The following is a 15,139-nucleotide window of genomic DNA, read 5'->3' as shown; positions in this document are numbered from 1 at the left end:
AATTGTGGTTCCGCACCCGTCCGACGAACGATGAAAGTCCGCCGAGATCCTCGCTCCCCTACGCGCGCAGCGACAGCACCTCCTCGAGGCTGTTCTCGATCGCCGTCCGGCCCGCCGCCGGCACCTCGACCAGCGGCGGGCGAACCGTGTCCGTCGGAATCACCCCGCGGGCGGTAAGCGCCGTCTTCGTCGCCGGTGCGAACCCGTACTCGCCGCAGGCGTCGAACAGGCGAGACACGGCCCCCTGCAACTCGCCGCCGCGCTCGTCGTCGGCCCGCTCTGCCACCTCGGCGTAGACCTCGGGAACGACGTTCGCGAGCGCGTTCACCCCGCCGTCGGCCCCCATCCGAAGCGCCGGGACGAGCAACGCATCGTAGCCCTGCACCACGCGGAACTCCGCCGGTGTCCGTCGTATCGCATCGCAGACGAACTCGAGGTCGCCGCTCGAGTCCTTCAGTCCGATCACGTCCTCGCGGGTCGCCAGCGCTTCGATCGTCTCCAGCGCGAGCCCCCGACCGGTACAGGACGGGATGTTGTACAACAGCAGCGGCAGCGGCGACTCGTCGGCGACGGCCTCGAAGAACCGTCGATTGCCCGCCGGGTCGTTCGCGGTGTGGAAGTACGGCGGCGTGACGACCGCCGCGTCAGCGCCGACCGCAGCGGCGTCCTCGATCGCCGCGACGGCCTCGGAAACGCTCGTCGCGGCCGTCCCCGCGAGAACGGGGACCTCGCCGTCAGCGCGGTCGACCGCGAGTTCAGTGACGCGCCGGCGTTCGGCCGGGGAAAGGCTCGCGAACTCGCCCGTCGTTCCGCAGGGGAAGATTCCGTCGATACCGCCGCCGACGGTGAACTCGACGAGGTCGCCGAACGCGTCGGCGTCGATGTCGCCGCTCTCGTCGAACGGCGTCACGAGCGGACAGGTGATTCCGGACAGCGCTGCGGTGAGGGTGGTTGGCATACGTTCGTCTTCCGGGGCCGTCGACAAAACGTCTCGTGTCGGTGCAAGCGCGGGAGTCGACCGCGAGCGGGTTTCGAAGCGGCCTACTCCAGTCCGAGGTCCTGGGACATCGAGTTCCCGGCGCGGGGAACGCCCTTCGCGGTGAGCGTCTCGCCGGTGATGAACGACGCGGCCGGACTGACGAGGAACTGGACGGCGTCTGCGATCTCCTCGGCGTGGCCGATCCGGCGCTCGGTCTTCTCGCGCGCGGGCATGTCCTCGCTTTGAATGCCGAGCGTCTCGGCGACGCCGGGCGTCTGAATCAATCCCGGCGCGATGCAGTTGACGCGGATGCCGTCGCCGGCCCACTCGGTCGCCAGCGTCTCCGTCAACCGGATGATCGCCGCCTTCGAGGCCCCGTAGTGGCTCTCGCCCGGTGCGGCGTGCTGGCCGTTGACCGACGAGAGGTTGACGATCGACCCGCCGTCGCCCTCGCGCATGACCTCGCCGGCCAGTTGGGTGCAGTGGACGGTGCTGTGGAGGTTGAGGTCGACGATCGTCTTCCACCCGTTCTCCGAGATGTCCTCGAAGTTCGCGACGAACTCGCCGCCGGCGTTGTTGACGAGTACGTCGATGTCGCCGAACGCCTCGACGGTCTCGTCAACGAACGATTGCACCTGGTCGCGCTCGCGGACGTTGCATTCGACCGCGAGGGCCTCGCCCGGGACATCCTCGGCGTCGGTGATCGCCTCGGCGACCGGCCCGATTCGGTCCATCGAGCGCGAGCAAATCGCGACGTTCGCCCCGCTCGCGGCGAGCGTCTCCGCGATCGCCTTTCCGATTCCCTGACTCGCGCCCGTGACGATGGCGGTTTCGCCCGCGACACCGTAGTCTGGTTCGTGCATCGTGCTACCCGATGCCGCATTCGCCTATAGATTTACCGATGGAAACGTATCCGATAGAAAACTGTACGCTGGATGGATTTGTGCCCTCCCGTTGAGCATCACTCCGATAGTTTTTCCTGCCACTCCTGGACCTTCGTGATCAACTCGACCGGCGGCGTCGCGTTCACGTCGAGTTCTTCGAGATCGTCGAGGACGGCTTCGGTTTCGGGGTCGATGTCGTCGGATTCTGCGGTATCGTTCGGCGCACCACCGTCGGCGTTCGCCGGGCCGCGGAACTGCCCGTTGCCGACATCGAACACCGTCTGGACCGGCTCGCCGGCGTCGCCGCCTTTGGCTTCGATGGCCTTCTCCTCGCGTAGACGCTCGAGGACATCCCGTGCGCGGTCGACGACGGGACCGGGGACGCCGGCGAGATCCGCGACGTGAATGCCGTAGGATCGGTCCGTGGGGCCGTCTCGAACGGTTCGGAGAAAGGTTACGTCGCCGTCACGGTCGTCCGCCGCGACGTGGACGTTCGCGACCCGCGGGAGGTTCTCCGCGAGGCCGGTGAGTTCGTGGTAGTGGGTCGCAAACAGCGTCTTGGCTGCGACCTCGTTGTGGAGGTACTCGGTGGCCGCCCAGGCGATCGAGATGCCGTCGTAGGTTGCGGTTCCGCGCCCGACCTCGTCCAGGATAACGAGCGACTCCTCGGTCGCCGTATGGAGGATGTTCGAGAGTTCGCTCATCTCGACCATGAACGTCGAGCGGCCCTGCGCGAGTTCGTCGAGCGCGCCGACGCGGGTGAAGATGCCGTCGACGAGACCGATCTCGGCTTCCTTCGCCGGGACGAAGCTCCCGATCTGGGCGAGCAGGGCGATGCAGGCGACCTGTCGCATGTACGTCGACTTCCCGGACATGTTGGGGCCGGTGACCACCAGGAAGCCCCGATCCTCGCCGTCCATCCGGATGTCGTTCGGGACGAACTCAGTGGTCTGTTCGACGACGGGATGGCGTCCCTGATCGATGTCGAGCGCGTCGCCGCGGTGCAGATCGGGCTTGACCCACCGGTTCTCTGCGGCGTGGGTCGCGAGACTCGCCAGCGCGTCGACCGTCGCGAGGGCGCGGCCGACGTCCTGTAAGAGTTCGGCTCGCTCGGCCACGTCGTCGCGAAGCGATTCGAAGAGGTCGTACTCGAGTTCGCCGCGTTGCTCCTCGAGTCGGAGGATCTCGCGTTCTTTCTCCTCCAGTTCGTCGGTGGTGAACCGTTTGGAGTTCTTGAGGGTCTTGACCTGTTCGTAGTGGTCGGGGACCCCGTCGGCGGCGGATTTGCCGACTTGGATGTAGTAGCCGTCGGTCTTGTTTCGGTCGACGGTCACGTGTGAGAGGCCGTGCTGGCGCTTCTCGCGTTCGTCGAGCGTGTCGAGCCACTGTTTGACCTCCTCGTGGCGGTCGATGACCTCATCCAGGTCGTCGTCGTAGCCATACTGGAAGAGTTCGCCCTGGGTTACCGTCGAGGGCGGGTCCTCGGCGATGGCGTCTTCGAGCGCTTCCCGAAGGGCCGCTGCGGCGGCGCGGTCCGGCCGGTCGACGATTTCGGCCAGCGGCGACTCTGCGAGATCCGGCGTCGAGTCGATGGTCTCCGCGAGCGCCGGGAGCACGGCGAGGGTTTCCCGAACCGCGAGGAGGTCTCTCGCGTCCGCGCTGCCGTGGGTCGCCTTCGATGCCAGGCGCGCGAGGTCGTAGGCCTCGCCCAGCGTGTCCTGTATCTCGTCGCGTTCGAGCGCCGCCGACGAGAGCGCCGCGACGCTCTCCTGGCGCTGCTCCAGCGTCTCGAGCGCGCGCCGCGGGCGCTGGAGCCACTCCTTCAACAGCCGGCCGCCGGCGCTGGTCTGGGTGTGATCGATCGTCGCGAACAGCGAGCCGTCGCGCTCGCCCTGCATGGTTTCGGTGAGTTCGAGGTTGCGCTGGGTCGTCGCGTCGAGGGTGACGTGATCGTCGCCGTGGTGGGCCTGGATGCGCGTCATCGACGCGAGCACGCCGGCTCCGGTCTCCTCGACGTAGGAGAGGATCGCGCCCGCGGCGGCCGTCGCCTCGGGGCCAACCGACAGGCGCTCGACGGTCTCGCGGCCGAACTGCTCGCGAACGGCGTGTGCGGCGCGCTTCGGGGCGAAGGCCTCCGTCTCGTGAAGCGTCAGCGCCGCGTCGATGCGCTCGCGGACCGTCCCCAACAGGTCGTCGTCCGTCCGGCTGTCGGGGCCGGGCAGCACCTCGACGGGATCGAACCGGTAGAGTTCGGTCAGTGCGGCGTCGGTGTCCGCGGCCTCGGCGACGAGAAAGCGCCCCGTCGTCACGTCGGCGAAGGCGAGGCCGTAGCGCGGATCGGAGCCGGAGCCGCCGTCGACCACCGCCGCGAGGTACTGCGCGTCGGCGTCGCTCGTCTCGAGCAGCGTCCCGGGCGTGACGACCCGCTCAATCTCGCGCGCGTGGCCCGATTCGGTTTCGTACTGGTCGGCGACGGCGACCCGGTAGCCGCGCTCGACTAAGGCCTTGAGATACGGCGTCAGGTCGTCTAACGGCACGCCAGCCATCGGGTACGACGAGCCGTGCGAGGACTTCTGGGAGACCTTGAGATCGAGTTCGTCGCTGACGGTCTCTGCGTCCTCGCCGAAGAATTCGTAGAAATCCCCACACTGCATCGCCAACAGCTCTGCGTCGGTGTCCTCCTTGAGCGAGAAGAACTCGCCGACGATGCCCGTCGCCTCTGTCATACTCGGAGCCTGGCTTTCCATCACAAAAACCCTGCGGGATCCGTAGTGGAAGTGATCGAAACCGAACGCAGGACACCTGTCGAGTGGACGAGATCTCTTCGAGCGGAACTGACCGGAAACGCCCACTCGGGACAGCGCCCGAATCACTCCCCGAAGAATCTCGCCTCTCCTCTCTCGTCCACAACCGTGACCGCCCCTTCTACTGGTTAGTATCGTCTTTCCCAAACCAATTCATTTAGGAAAGCATATGTAATATCTACGAGTTTCACTCGTATGTCCCTCCGTACGCGGCGGCAAACTCTACTGTTGATGGGCGGTGGTCTCCCTGTGGTACTCGCTGGTTGTTCCGGCCGCGAGAGTTCCACAGTAGATACCCGATTGATGCAACTTCAGGCGATCAATCATGAATCTGATGCGTATGATCTCTCTGTTGAAATAACTGAGAACGGTGAGGTGGTATACGAGAGGGCGGTCGAAATCCCGTCAGCTGCGGATGAATCGACTGGATTGGGAGACGGGAAGTGGAGCGGAGTAGCGTTTGAGGGCTATCCGACAGAGCCAGGATCGTATATTTTACACACGTGGCGAGGTGATCAATCCAAAGAAGATGCCGTAACTCTTGATTTCGCTGCGTACGATCAGGAATGTGTTCAGGTACGGGTATATATTGGTGATGCACGAGAAGACAGTGGAGCTGCACTCAGTATCTGGAGATCATTTGACTGTTCCACCGTCGACTGATCTTGGGGGGAACTGACTGGTCGCTACGTTCCTTCATTGACTGGGAAACACGCTCTCTTCGAAGGAACGAAATCTGATCGAAAAGCATCACACTTTCAAATACGTTTTCGGTGAAGAGTTCGCCGGAAAACGACCCGAACAGCCCGATCAGTACCCGAGAAGGGATCGGTGTCGAGTTAATACAGCGACCCGCCGAGCGGGACATCCACATCCCGATCCGGTTCGACTAGCACCGGGAACTCGTCCTCGTCGGGGACGCCGACAGTCAGCGCCTCGGATTTGAATCCCGCAATCCGCACTGAGCCCAAGTTCGTCGCACACAGCACCCGCCGGCCCTCGAGTTCAGTCGGGTCGTAGTGGTGATCCAGTTGCGCCGCGGACTGAATCTCGCCGTGGTCCTCGCCGAGGGTGATCCACAGCTTGGTCATCTTCGGTTTGTTCGCTTCGGGGAACGATTCGGCTTCCAGTACCTCGCCGACACGAATCTCGGCGTCGAATGGACTCTCGACCATGCGCGGTGCTATCGTCCGCCCGGCGAATGAGCGTTCGGTTTCCGGTAGTCTTGCGGACCGCAGCGAGGCGTTCGGACCGCAGGCTCACGCGAGCAGTTCCTCGGCCAGCAGCGCCAGGCTCTCGTCCTCGTCGGCCGCCGCGTCCGGCACCGCCAGCATGACCGTCTCGATTCCGGCGTCGACGTACGCATCGAGGCGCTCGCGGATCTCCGCCGGCGTCCCGGTCGGTGCCGTCTCGACGTATCCCGAAAGGAAGAACTCCCGCGGTTCGCTCGGCTCGTCCGGCAAGAACTCGTCCGCGAACGCTGCCCGCTTGCGTTCCGCATCCGCAGTCGTCTCGCCGACGAAGACGAACAGTTCGGCGGACTTGCGGATCTCGTCGTACCGCGCGTCGTCCTCGCAGTGGCTCCGCAACACGTCGAGTTTCTCCCGAAATCCCTCGGGCGAGAGGGTCCCGAAGTTCCAGCCGTCGGCCAGTTCGGCCGCGTACCGGAGGGTGAACTCCTCGCCGCCGCCCCCGATCCAGATCGGCGGGTGCGGGTCCTGGACCGGCCGCGGCTCGCAGAACGCGTCCTCGAGTTCGATATCGAGATGCTCGCCCTCGTGGCTGTAGCTCTCTTCAGTCCACAGTCCCCGTAGAATCTCGACCGTCTCGGCGAGCCGTCGGAGCCGCTCTGCCGGCGGCTCCCTGAACTCGTAGCCGAACCGGTCGTACTCGTCGCCGTACCAGCCTCCGCCCAGGCCGAGGTCGAGTCGGCCGTCGCTGATCCGGTCGACCGTCGCCGCCATTTTCGCCAGCAGCGCGGGCTGTCGGTAGGACTGGCTCGTGACGAGCGTGCCGACGCGAACCCGGTCGGTCGCCTCGGCGACGGCGCTGAGCGTCGTCCAGCACTCGTGGGCCCCGCGATGCGGGTCGCCGATCCACGACTGGAAGTGGTCCTCGAGCCAGACCCCGTCGTAGCCGAGTGATTCGGCCCGAATCGCCGTCTCGCGAACCGCGTCGATCTCGGTTCCGTACTGGGGGAGGATAACGCCGACGCCGAGTTCAGTCGCCGTCTCGACCGCGGCGTCAGGTGCGCTCATCGGCGGACCTCCGAATCGAGCGCGACGACGCGCTCGGCGAGGGTCGCGGCGTCGTCCGCGAGCAGTTTCGTCATCGCCTCCTTGCCGACCGCACCGCGGTCGATCACGGCCGTCGGCGGCTCCTCGTCGTTCCGATCAACGAACGCCTGCCGCGCGCCCCACCCCATCGTCTCGCCTTCCTCGTCGGCCGTCGGCTCGTCGGCGCGGTCGTACTCGGCGCGTTCCCAGCCGAGTTCAGCGAGCGCCGCCTCCACGTCCGGGCCGAACCGGCAGTTGACGGCGAATCGGCAGTCCGGGCTGAACTCGCGCGCGGCGAGGAGAAAGCGGGCGACGTGGCTCGACGCGCCGAATCGAACGCCGCGGTTGGGCTGGATGCCCGAGAGCGTGCGCGTGATCCGGCCTTCGACGGCGGCCGTCTCGTCGACCGCTTCGGCGTAGGGGGTCGCGCCGACGACGTTCATCCCGACCTCGGGGACGAGTTCGGAGACGTCGGCGTCGACGAGTCGGTCGACGATGGTCTGCACTTCCTCGCTCGTCGCCTCCCGGGCGGCCGCGTTTCGCAATTCGACGGCGTGGTTGACCGCCCCGTCGCCCTCGCCAACGTCGTAGGCGTATCGTACCGCCCGCACGAGGAAGTCGGTCGCGCCGCTGACGGCCGTCTCGAGGTCGTCCCCCGTCGCCAGGCGGGCTGCGATCGCCGCCGACAGCGCACAGCCGGAGCCGTGGGTCGCCGCCGTGTCGATGCGCGGGTGCTCGAACGTCGTGGTGCCGTCTTCGGTGACGAGCACGTCTCGAACCGTCTCGCCGGGAACGTGCCCGCCCTTGACGAGCGCCGCGTCGACGCCGAGTTCGCGGATCGCCTCGCCGGCCTCGCGGGCGCTCTCCTCGTCCGTCACCGCGATGTCAGTCAGCACCTCCGCCTCGTCCGCGTTCGGCGTCGCGAGCGTCGTGTCCGACAGGAGGTCCTCGTAGGCCCGTTCGGCCGCGGGTTCGAGCAACCGATCCCCCGAGGTCGCGACCATCACGGGGTCGACGACCAGCGGAAACGCGAACGAACTCGCGCGCTCGGCGACGGTCTCGACGAGTTCAGTCGTCGCGAGCATGCCCGTTTTCGCGGCACCGACGTCGAAGTCGCCGGTGACCGCCTCGATCTGGGCGTCGACCTCCTCGGCGGGGAGGGCGAACGAGCGCTCGACGCCGCGGGTGTGCTGGGCGGTGACGGCGGTGATCGCCGACGTGCCGAAGACGCCGTGGGCGGTCATCGTCGCGAGGTCGGCCTGGATGCCGGCCCCACCGCCGGAGTCGCTGCCCGCGATCGTCAGCGCGACGGGGCGACTGTCGGGTGCTGGAGTTCTCATAGCCGGAGGTATTCGCTGGTTATACAAATCGATAGTGGTCCGAAACCCGGGCGGATCGATGAACTCGGTGGACGGATGGAGTGAGCCGTCATCGGTCGGCTCGACGACTCGGAAGCGGTTCAGTCTATGCTACTCACGTGCAAGCTCCGCGTAGGCCGCCCACGACGGATCGGTGCGCGGATGCTCGAGTCGTTCGCCATCGACCGTGACCCCAGACCCCGATTCAACGCGGCCGATGTCCGCGACGACGGTCCCTCGGTCTTCGAGCGCCGTCTGCACCGCGTCGACGGCGTCCGGGTCGACTGCGATGACGAGCGAGCCGCAGCTGGTCATCGCCCAGGGGTCGAGTTCGAGGCGTTCGCAGACCTCGGCGACGCCGGGACGCACCGGCACCGCCTCCCGGTCGACCACGAATCGGGCGTCGGCACCCGCCGCCATCTCGTTCAGCGCGCCCGCAAGTCCGCCCTCGGTCACGTCGTGCATCGCGGTGACGGGTCCCGATGCGGCCGCCGTAAGCGCGTCCCTGACCGCGTAGACCTCGTCGAGGCGGTCCTGCGCGTCGGCGATCACGTCCGCCGGCAGGTCCAGATCGTCGCCGAAGAGTGTGCTGAGGAGACCGACCGCCTCTACGGCGGGACCGGTCGTCAAGAGGAGCCGATCGCCGACGCGCGCGCCGTCGGGGCGGACGACCGTGTCGTGCTCGCCGACCCCCATCGCGGTCGCCGCGCCGACCCACGGGTGGGACAGATCGGAGTACCGCGCCGTGTGCCCCGTCACGACCGAGACGCCGAGGTCGCGACACTCCCCGTGGATCGTCTCCCAGACGGTCGCGAACTCGTCGTCGGTCATCGTCTCGGGGAGCGTAAAGCAGATCGAGAGGTGCGACGGCGCGACGCCGCTGACGGCCACGTCCGCGAGCACGAGATCGAGCGCGAACCGGGCCGCGCGCTCGAAGCCGAGCGCCGGCAGGATCGAGAGCGGGTCCGTCGCAGTAACGAGCGCCTGCCCACCGATATCCAGCACGCCGAAATCGACGCCGTGAGTCGGCCCGATCACGACATCGTCCCGAGACGCACCCAGGTTCGGCGCAATCCGTTGCTCGAAGAACTCGCGGTCGATCTTCCCGAGGTCGGTCATACGCAAACCAGCCGGCCGACCGGTCTTCAGCGTACTGATCGCCGCCGTGCACGCCCGCCCCGGACGAGTTCTCGCTGCCGACGCGAACCGTTTCCGTTCGTCCACGAGTCCGACACGCGGTGTATCCACCGACGGTTCACTCACACCGAACGAGAAACCGTAACCGGTTTCTGCAAACAGTAAAACCGATCCCCGCCAAAGGGCGTGTGAATGGCGTACTCGCTCCCGTCGCCGACTCGGTCCGATCTCGAGTTCTCGACCAGTGAACTCGCGGGTGCGCTAGGTGATTCGGTTACCGTCCTGCCGCTGCTGGTCGCCCTCGCCGCCACCACGACCGTCTCGCTGCCACACGTGCTCGTCGGCTTCGGTGTCTTCCAGATCGTCTGGGGGCTGTACTACGGATTGCCGCTCTCCGTCGAGCCGATGAAAGCCCTGATCGGACTCGCCATCGTCGGGACACTCTCCTACGCCGAACTCGCGGCGGCCGGGCTGCTCGCCGGCGTCGTCCTGCTTGGCGTCGGCTCGCTCGGCCTCGTTGGCTACCTCCAGCGCGTCGTCGGCGAACCGGTGATCCGCGGCGTCCAACTCGCCGTCGCTCTGCTCCTGTTCGAGGCCGCCGTCGACCTCTCGGTCGGCGCGCCCGGCGTGGCCGCCGCCGGCCTCGCCGTCGTCGGCGCGCTCGCCCTCGCGGGCTACCGGCAGTCGAGCGTCCTCGTCGTGCTCGCACTCGGCGGCGTCGCCGCGGTCCTCGCCGCCGGCGTCCCGACGCCCCGCGTTCCCGCAGCCGAACTCTTCCCCGCCGGCGCGCCGACGCTCTCCGCCGCGGCGATCGAGGGTACCGTCGCCCAACTCGGGATGACGGTCGGCAACGCGGCCATCGCGACCGCGCTGCTCTGTGGCGACCTCTACGACCAGGACATCTCCGCCGACAAGCTCTCACAGAGCATGGGCGTCACCTGTCTCGCGGCGATCCCGTTCGGCGGCGTCCCAATGTGTCACGGCAGCGGCGGCCTCGCCGGGAAGTACGCCTTCGGCGCGCGAACCGCCGGCGCGAACGTCCTGCTCGGCCTGGGGTACGTCGCCCTCGCGCTCGTCGCAACCGGCGCGCTGCTGGCCGCGTTCCCGGTCGCCCTGCTCGGCGTCTTGCTCGTCGTCGTCGCGATCGAACTCGGCCGCGCGGCGTTCGCTCCGATCTCCGCCGCGGACACCCGCGCGCTCTGCCTCGTCGTCGGCGTCGGCGTCGTCGGCCTCGCGGTGAACGTCGGCGTCGCGTTCGTCCTCGGTGCCGTCGCGTTCTGGCTGCTGTCACGTTATGCCTGAATCGTCCACAAACGCGGTGGGAAAACCGGGCGCGAAAACCCGGGCGACTTTTCTCCCGATAGGACAAACCACCGCCGATGACCACCACCTGGGGCGACCTCTTCGAACGCGGAGCGAGCTACGACGTCGACCTCGACCGGATCCGGACGACCGCCGACGAACTGGACGACCGACCGGCGTCGAGTTCGGGTGAGCGGGATGACTGATCCTGATCCGGATTCCGATCCCGATCAGGCGACACCGCAACCGAATCCGTCCCGTATCGTCGCTGATCCCACGGTTCTCGCCGCCGATCTGCTGCTCGACGGCGACGCCCGCAGGGCGCTGGATCACGTCCGCCGCCACTCCTGGATCGACCTCGTCGCGAGCGATCACCTGCTCGCGGCGACCGAACGCCTCGTCGCCGCCCTCGCCGATCCCGACCTCGCGGCCGACCATCGAGCACGCCTCGAAGCCGATCGCGTCGCCGTCGACCACCCCGACGACGATCACCCGGCGCTCGCCTCGGCCTACCGCGGCGAGGCAGCGCACCTGCTCTCCTACGACGAGTCGCTGAACTCGGCGGCCGCCGGACTCTCCATGCAGCCGCGACTCTCGCTCAGCGTGCGGACGCCGGACGCGTTCGCGACTGTGTTCGATCCCGAAAATCTCTATTCGGCGGTCGAAGGCGGAACATATCCGGGACCGGACCGCGACCCGCGCGAATAAGTTGACCGACTACTGATCGGCGTACCACTCGGTAAACGCCGCCAGCGCCCGCCCGCGGTGTGAAATCGCGTTCTTTTCTTCGACGTCCATCTCGGCCAGCGTCTGTCCGTTGAACTCGAAGATCGGATCGTAGCCGAAGCCACCGTCGCCGCGTGGCGAGACGATGGTCCCGGCAAGCGTTCCCTCGAACGTTTCCGTCCGGTCGCCGTCCGTGAACCCGATAATCGTCTTGAACCGCGCCCTGCGGTCGTCCTCCGACTCGACGAGTCGCCAGAGGCGTTCGACACCGACCGTGTCCTCGACGTACGCCGAGTACGGCCCCGGAAAGCCCCCGAGCGCGTCGACGAACAGTCCCGTGTCGCCGACTAGAATCGGATCGCCATCCTCGAGTTCAGCGAACGCTTCTTCCGCGCCGCGAATCGCGATGGCTTCGAGCGAGTCGCTCTGGATTTCCGTGTAGTCGTAGGGCACCTGCTCGACGGTGGTGATCCCCTCGAGATAGGACTGGGCCTCGCGCGCCTTTCCATCGTTCCCGGTGACGAACCGAATGGCCATATTCGAGGCAGCGGTCGCCGCGGGAATATAGCCGTCGGTTGCGCCCGCTGCGGGTCGAATCGGTGCCCGACAGGCAACTGACCGCTCGAACCGAGCACGAGTAGACCTCGAAACGGGACGACCGTGAGAGCGAAATCGAACGCACAGACCCCACTCACTGGTGGTGTGACAGTTACTACCCTCTATGCTATCCACTACAGAACCTACAGAACCGAGAGAAACGACGTGTGCGACTGAACTCGCCGCTCAGTGATCGTCGTCGACGATGACTTCGACGGGTTCGTCTTCCTGCTCCTCGGTGTCCGTGGACGAGCCTTGCTCCTGTTGCCACAGCAGCGCACCGGCGATAACGACGACGATCCACGAGCGCCAGTTCGCGAGATTCAGCGTGTAGCCGACGCCGAAGGGCTTCTCGACGAGCATTCCCTCGCCCGGCTGCCAGTACGACGAGAGCATGCGACCGATGCTCGGCCGTTCGAAGTTGTACGGTACTCCGAGAATCTCACCGGAGGTCGGTTTGTCTGCCATACCCGCCAGTACGACCTCCCGTATTAAGAGTATTGTGTGCTCGCCTCGATTATGGAAATTGGTCACTCTCGATACGCGATCAGTTTCGGAGTCGCCCGCACAGCGCGTTACTGAGAACAGGCCGTCTCGAGCCCCACAAGGACGCCCTCCTGCATCGTCTCGAGTGCCATACTCGGTTCTCCCTCGTCGCGAACCGCCGCCTGTTCGTGCGAGAGCGGCACGTGGACGAAGCCGACGCTGAACTCGTGGTCCGTAGCCGCCGTCTCCGAAACGTGACGAGCGGTATACAGCAGATTGTTACAGAGATGCGTGCCGGCGTCGGTCGACAGCCTCGTCGGCACCCCGGCGTCCCGCATCGCTGCCTTCATCGCCCGAAGCGGCAGCGTCGCAAAATACGCCCCAGGCCCGTCCGCGACCACGGGATCGTCGACCACGCGCCGCTCGTCGTTGTCCGGCACGCCGGCCGAACTCGTATCGCGGAGATTGATTCCGACGCGTTCGAGCGACAACGCGTGCCGGCCGGCGGCCAGTCCGAGCGCACAGACGAGTTCAGGGTCGTGTTCATCGATCGCAGCGGTGAGTTCGGTCGCCGCGCGATCGAAGACGACCGGCAGTTCGCGGCCGACAATCGTGTACGTCTCGCGGTCGAGACCGTCGAGTCGCGTTGCCAGTTTCGAGGCGGGATTCGAGCTGAACTCGCCGAAGGGTTCGTAGCCGGTGAGTAGGACGGTGGTGTCTGCGCTGTCGGGCTCCGTGTCGGCGGTCATCAGTTGCGGAACTCTTGCCGTCACCACAAGAGTGCCAGGGTCTCGGCAGTCAGCTGTCGGGCCCCGGTGTCGACCAGGCCGGCACCGGTCACGAACAGTCTCGATGCAGTCGCTCGAAGGCGGCCCAACTCAGGTGTACCGTCCCCGACCCTCGACATCTCGAAGCCGTTCGAGCACCCGTTCGTCACCGACATCGCGGTATCCCTCGCGGACGGCGTCCCGAAGCGGCTCCGGGTCGTCCGCGGTGCCGACGAGACTCTGATCGAAGACGTGCAGATCCATCGCGTAGTCCTCGATGTGGTCGGTGTGATAGCCCAGTCCGAAGTCGATGAGGTACGTGCGGTCCGCGTTCACCCTGACATTTCGCGTCGTCGGATCGCCGTGGACGAATCCCGCCTCGTGCAATCGTGCGAGGTGGCGGCCGACATCGCGGACGTACGCTACCCCGCGGTCACTACCGAGTTCGTCGCGGAGATCAGCCGCGCCGACGAACTCGAGTTCGAGTCGTGCCTCCCGCGGATCGACATCTGAGAGCACCGGCGTGGGGACGCCCTCGCGGCGCGCGAGGTTCGTCAGTCGGGCCTCGAGCGTCGTCCGCTCGCGGCGGAGTCGGTCGTCGAGGGTCGGGTGGCGGTACGTCTTCGGCTTGCGGCGTTTCCGTACCCGCCCCGTTGCGGGATCGAGGTCGACGAGCGCCTCGGCACCGCGGACCTGATCGTCGCGAGAAGCGCCGCGTCCGGGGGCGAGTTCGGGTTCCTCGCGCTGCTCGCGGGTCTTCGCGTCACCGCTTGCGGTTTCGAGGTCCTCGCTTCGCTCGGATCCCCCTCGCCACGTGACCGGTACCTGATCGGGGCGGAAGTTCGGATCGACCCGCGAATCCTCGAGCGCGAGCGTGTCGTCGGCCGCGTACATCTTTGCGCCGAGGACGGCGATCATCCCCGCGTTATCCCGCAAGAATCGCGGCTCGGGCGCGTGAAAGTCGGCCCCGCGCTGGTCGCACATCGCCGCGAGCATCTCGCGCAGGCGGGCATTCTGTCCGACGCCGCCGCCCAGTACGAGTTCGTCGCTGCCGGTCAGCGACAGTGCGCGTTCCGACACCTCCGTCAACATGGCGAAGATGGTCTCCTGGAGCGAGTAGCAGATGTCCGCAACCGCCACATCGTCGTCGTAGCGCTGTTTCGCGGCGCTCATGATCCCCGAAAACGAGAAGTCCATTCCCTTGACGACGTAGGGGAGATCGATGAACTCGCCGTCCTTTGCCGCTTGCTCGACTTTCGGCCCGCCGGGGTGGGACCAGCCGACGTGGCGGGTGAACTTGTCGATCGCGTTGCCGACGCCGGTGTCCATCGTCTCCCCGAGGACGCGGTAGCGGCCGTTCCGGTAGGCCAGGAGGTGGGCGTTTGCGCCGCTGGCGTTGAGACACACGGGCGAGTCGAAGTCGGCGGTGTGGCGGCCGATCTCGAGGTGGGCCACCATGTGATTCACGCCGACGAGTGGGACGCCAAGCGATTGGCTCAGCGCCCGCGCGGCCGTTCCGACGGTTCGCAGACAGGGGCCGAGCCCGGGACCGCGGGAGAAGGCGACGGCGTCGACCGGCGGCTCCGAATCGGGGCCGTCGAACGTCTCGTGGGCGTGGTCGAGGGCCCGTTCGACCACCGCCGGAATCGCGTCGTGCATGTGCTCTGCGGACTCGCGGGGATGAATGCCGCCGCTTTCCGGCTCGTAGGCGTCGGTTTCGATAAAAACGTCGTCGGTCTCGGCGTCGAAGACGGCCGCACTGGCCGCCCAGGCGGTGCCTTCGATGCCGAGTACTCGCGGGGCTGAACTCGGGCTCACGACTC

15 protein-coding genes are annotated in these 15,139 nt (G+C 66.8%); 4 read left to right on the top strand and 11 right to left on the bottom strand.

The features are described from left to right. Positions 1–58: 58 nt before the first annotated feature. The 3 genes from C484_RS05910 to mutS all read right to left on the bottom strand — a co-directional run bounded on the left by C484_RS05910 (position 59) and on the right by mutS (position 4,589). Positions 59–958, bottom strand: a complete 900-nt coding sequence (locus C484_RS05910) for a dihydrodipicolinate synthase family protein (protein ID WP_006825034.1) — start codon at positions 956–958, stop codon at positions 59–61. 83 nt (positions 959–1,041) lie between these two features. Beyond that, entirely contained in the window at positions 1,042–1,842 is an 801-nt protein-coding gene (locus C484_RS05905) for an SDR family NAD(P)-dependent oxidoreductase (protein ID WP_006825033.1), read from the bottom strand. A 98-nt stretch (positions 1,843–1,940) separates the two neighbouring features. Next, positions 1,941–4,589 (bottom strand): DNA mismatch repair protein MutS, encoded by a 2,649-nt coding sequence (mutS, locus tag C484_RS05900; protein WP_006825032.1) that lies wholly within the window; start codon positions 4,587–4,589, stop codon positions 1,941–1,943. Positions 4,590–4,970: 381 nt separating this feature from the next. Between mutS and C484_RS22050 the strand changes: the two genes are divergently transcribed. After that, positions 4,971–5,330: a hypothetical protein gene (locus C484_RS22050; protein ID WP_083867294.1), complete on the top strand. Its 360-nt coding sequence runs from the start codon at positions 4,971–4,973 to the stop codon at positions 5,328–5,330. 176 nt (positions 5,331–5,506) lie between these two features. On the opposite strand, the gene C484_RS05895 is transcribed toward C484_RS22050, so the two are convergent. The 4 genes from C484_RS05895 to C484_RS05880 all read right to left on the bottom strand — a co-directional run bounded on the left by C484_RS05895 (position 5,507) and on the right by C484_RS05880 (position 9,420). Further along, on the bottom strand, positions 5,507–5,842 hold the full coding sequence (locus C484_RS05895; RefSeq protein WP_006825031.1) for a tRNA-binding domain-containing protein: 336 nt from the start codon (positions 5,840–5,842) through the stop codon (positions 5,507–5,509). 84 nt (positions 5,843–5,926) lie between these two features. Next, complete coding sequence (locus C484_RS05890; protein WP_006825030.1) at positions 5,927–6,925, bottom strand: LLM class flavin-dependent oxidoreductase; 999 nt, start codon at positions 6,923–6,925, stop codon at positions 5,927–5,929. Next, positions 6,922–8,283: a bifunctional hydroxymethylpyrimidine kinase/phosphomethylpyrimidine kinase gene (gene thiD / locus C484_RS05885; protein ID WP_006825029.1), complete on the bottom strand. Its 1,362-nt coding sequence runs from the start codon at positions 8,281–8,283 to the stop codon at positions 6,922–6,924. The genes C484_RS05890 and thiD overlap by 4 nt, the downstream gene beginning before the upstream one ends. Before the next feature lie 129 nt (positions 8,284–8,412). Next, positions 8,413–9,420 carry a HypE family hydrogenase expression/formation protein gene (locus C484_RS05880; RefSeq protein ID WP_006825028.1) on the bottom strand — a complete coding sequence of 336 codons (1,008 nt, stop codon included), beginning with the start codon at positions 9,418–9,420 and terminating at the stop codon, positions 8,413–8,415. A 210-nt stretch (positions 9,421–9,630) separates the two neighbouring features. On the opposite strand from C484_RS05880, the gene C484_RS05875 reads away from it, so the two are divergent. The 3 genes from C484_RS05875 to C484_RS05870 all read left to right on the top strand — a co-directional run bounded on the left by C484_RS05875 (position 9,631) and on the right by C484_RS05870 (position 11,448). Then, entirely contained in the window at positions 9,631–10,740 is a 1,110-nt protein-coding gene (locus tag C484_RS05875; protein ID WP_006825027.1) for a putative sulfate/molybdate transporter, read from the top strand. A gap of 77 nt (positions 10,741–10,817) precedes the next feature. Continuing rightward, positions 10,818–10,946 (top strand): hypothetical protein, encoded by a 129-nt coding sequence (locus tag C484_RS24565; RefSeq protein WP_275040110.1) that lies wholly within the window; start codon positions 10,818–10,820, stop codon positions 10,944–10,946. After that, positions 10,939–11,448, top strand: a complete 510-nt coding sequence (locus C484_RS05870; RefSeq protein ID WP_006825026.1) for a DUF7384 family protein — start codon at positions 10,939–10,941, stop codon at positions 11,446–11,448. The genes C484_RS24565 and C484_RS05870 overlap by 8 nt, the downstream gene beginning before the upstream one ends. 9 nt (positions 11,449–11,457) lie before the next feature. On the opposite strand, the gene rdgB is transcribed toward C484_RS05870, so the two are convergent. From rdgB to C484_RS05850, 4 genes are all read right to left on the bottom strand, one after another. Then, positions 11,458–12,003 (bottom strand): RdgB/HAM1 family non-canonical purine NTP pyrophosphatase, encoded by a 546-nt coding sequence (gene rdgB / locus C484_RS05865; protein WP_006825025.1) that lies wholly within the window; start codon positions 12,001–12,003, stop codon positions 11,458–11,460. Positions 12,004–12,249: 246 nt separating this feature from the next. Further along, positions 12,250–12,531, bottom strand: coding sequence for a DUF5808 domain-containing protein (locus C484_RS05860; RefSeq protein WP_006825024.1), 282 nt, complete (start codon positions 12,529–12,531; stop codon positions 12,250–12,252). A 107-nt stretch (positions 12,532–12,638) separates the two neighbouring features. After that, positions 12,639–13,298 (bottom strand): pyroglutamyl-peptidase I, encoded by a 660-nt coding sequence (gene pcp / locus C484_RS05855; protein ID WP_006825023.1) that lies wholly within the window; start codon positions 13,296–13,298, stop codon positions 12,639–12,641. A 129-nt stretch (positions 13,299–13,427) separates the two neighbouring features. Then, on the bottom strand, positions 13,428–15,134 hold the full coding sequence (locus C484_RS05850; protein ID WP_006825022.1) for a bifunctional N(6)-L-threonylcarbamoyladenine synthase/serine/threonine protein kinase: 1,707 nt from the start codon (positions 15,132–15,134) through the stop codon (positions 13,428–13,430). Positions 15,135–15,139: the final 5 nt, after the last annotated feature.

This window comes from Natrialba taiwanensis DSM 12281, from assembly GCF_000337595.1.
GTDB lineage: Archaea > Halobacteriota > Halobacteria > Halobacteriales > Natrialbaceae > Natrialba > Natrialba taiwanensis.
The sequence above is the reverse complement of the archived record's forward strand: the minus strand, read 5'-3'. Positions and strand labels throughout refer to the sequence as shown.

What these genes read in the sequence shown, in the direction of transcription:
- C484_RS05895 (WP_006825031.1), bottom strand. Translation starts at nt 5,842, where the DNA reads ATGGTCGAGAGTCCATTCGACGCCGAGATTCGTGTCGGCGAGGTACTG.
- C484_RS05910 (WP_006825034.1), bottom strand. Translation starts at nt 958, where the DNA reads ATGCCAACCACCCTCACCGCAGCGCTGTCCGGAATCACCTGTCCGCTC.
- pcp (WP_006825023.1), bottom strand. Translation starts at nt 13,298, where the DNA reads ATGACCGCCGACACGGAGCCCGACAGCGCAGACACCACCGTCCTACTC.
- C484_RS05860 (WP_006825024.1), bottom strand. Translation starts at nt 12,531, where the DNA reads ATGGCAGACAAACCGACCTCCGGTGAGATTCTCGGAGTACCGTACAAC.
- C484_RS05875 (WP_006825027.1), top strand. Translation starts at nt 9,631, where the DNA reads ATGGCGTACTCGCTCCCGTCGCCGACTCGGTCCGATCTCGAGTTCTCG.
- thiD (WP_006825029.1), bottom strand. Translation starts at nt 8,283, where the DNA reads ATGAGAACTCCAGCACCCGACAGTCGCCCCGTCGCGCTGACGATCGCG.
- C484_RS05905 (WP_006825033.1), bottom strand. Translation starts at nt 1,842, where the DNA reads ATGCACGAACCAGACTACGGTGTCGCGGGCGAAACCGCCATCGTCACG.
- C484_RS05890 (WP_006825030.1), bottom strand. Translation starts at nt 6,925, where the DNA reads ATGAGCGCACCTGACGCCGCGGTCGAGACGGCGACTGAACTCGGCGTC.
- rdgB (WP_006825025.1), bottom strand. Translation starts at nt 12,003, where the DNA reads ATGGCCATTCGGTTCGTCACCGGGAACGATGGAAAGGCGCGCGAGGCC.
- mutS (WP_006825032.1), bottom strand. Translation starts at nt 4,589, where the DNA reads ATGACAGAGGCGACGGGCATCGTCGGCGAGTTCTTCTCGCTCAAGGAG.
- C484_RS24565 (WP_275040110.1), top strand. Translation starts at nt 10,818, where the DNA reads ATGACCACCACCTGGGGCGACCTCTTCGAACGCGGAGCGAGCTACGAC.
- C484_RS05880 (WP_006825028.1), bottom strand. Translation starts at nt 9,420, where the DNA reads ATGACCGACCTCGGGAAGATCGACCGCGAGTTCTTCGAGCAACGGATT.
- C484_RS05870 (WP_006825026.1), top strand. Translation starts at nt 10,939, where the DNA reads ATGACTGATCCTGATCCGGATTCCGATCCCGATCAGGCGACACCGCAA.
- C484_RS22050 (WP_083867294.1), top strand. Translation starts at nt 4,971, where the DNA reads ATGCAACTTCAGGCGATCAATCATGAATCTGATGCGTATGATCTCTCT.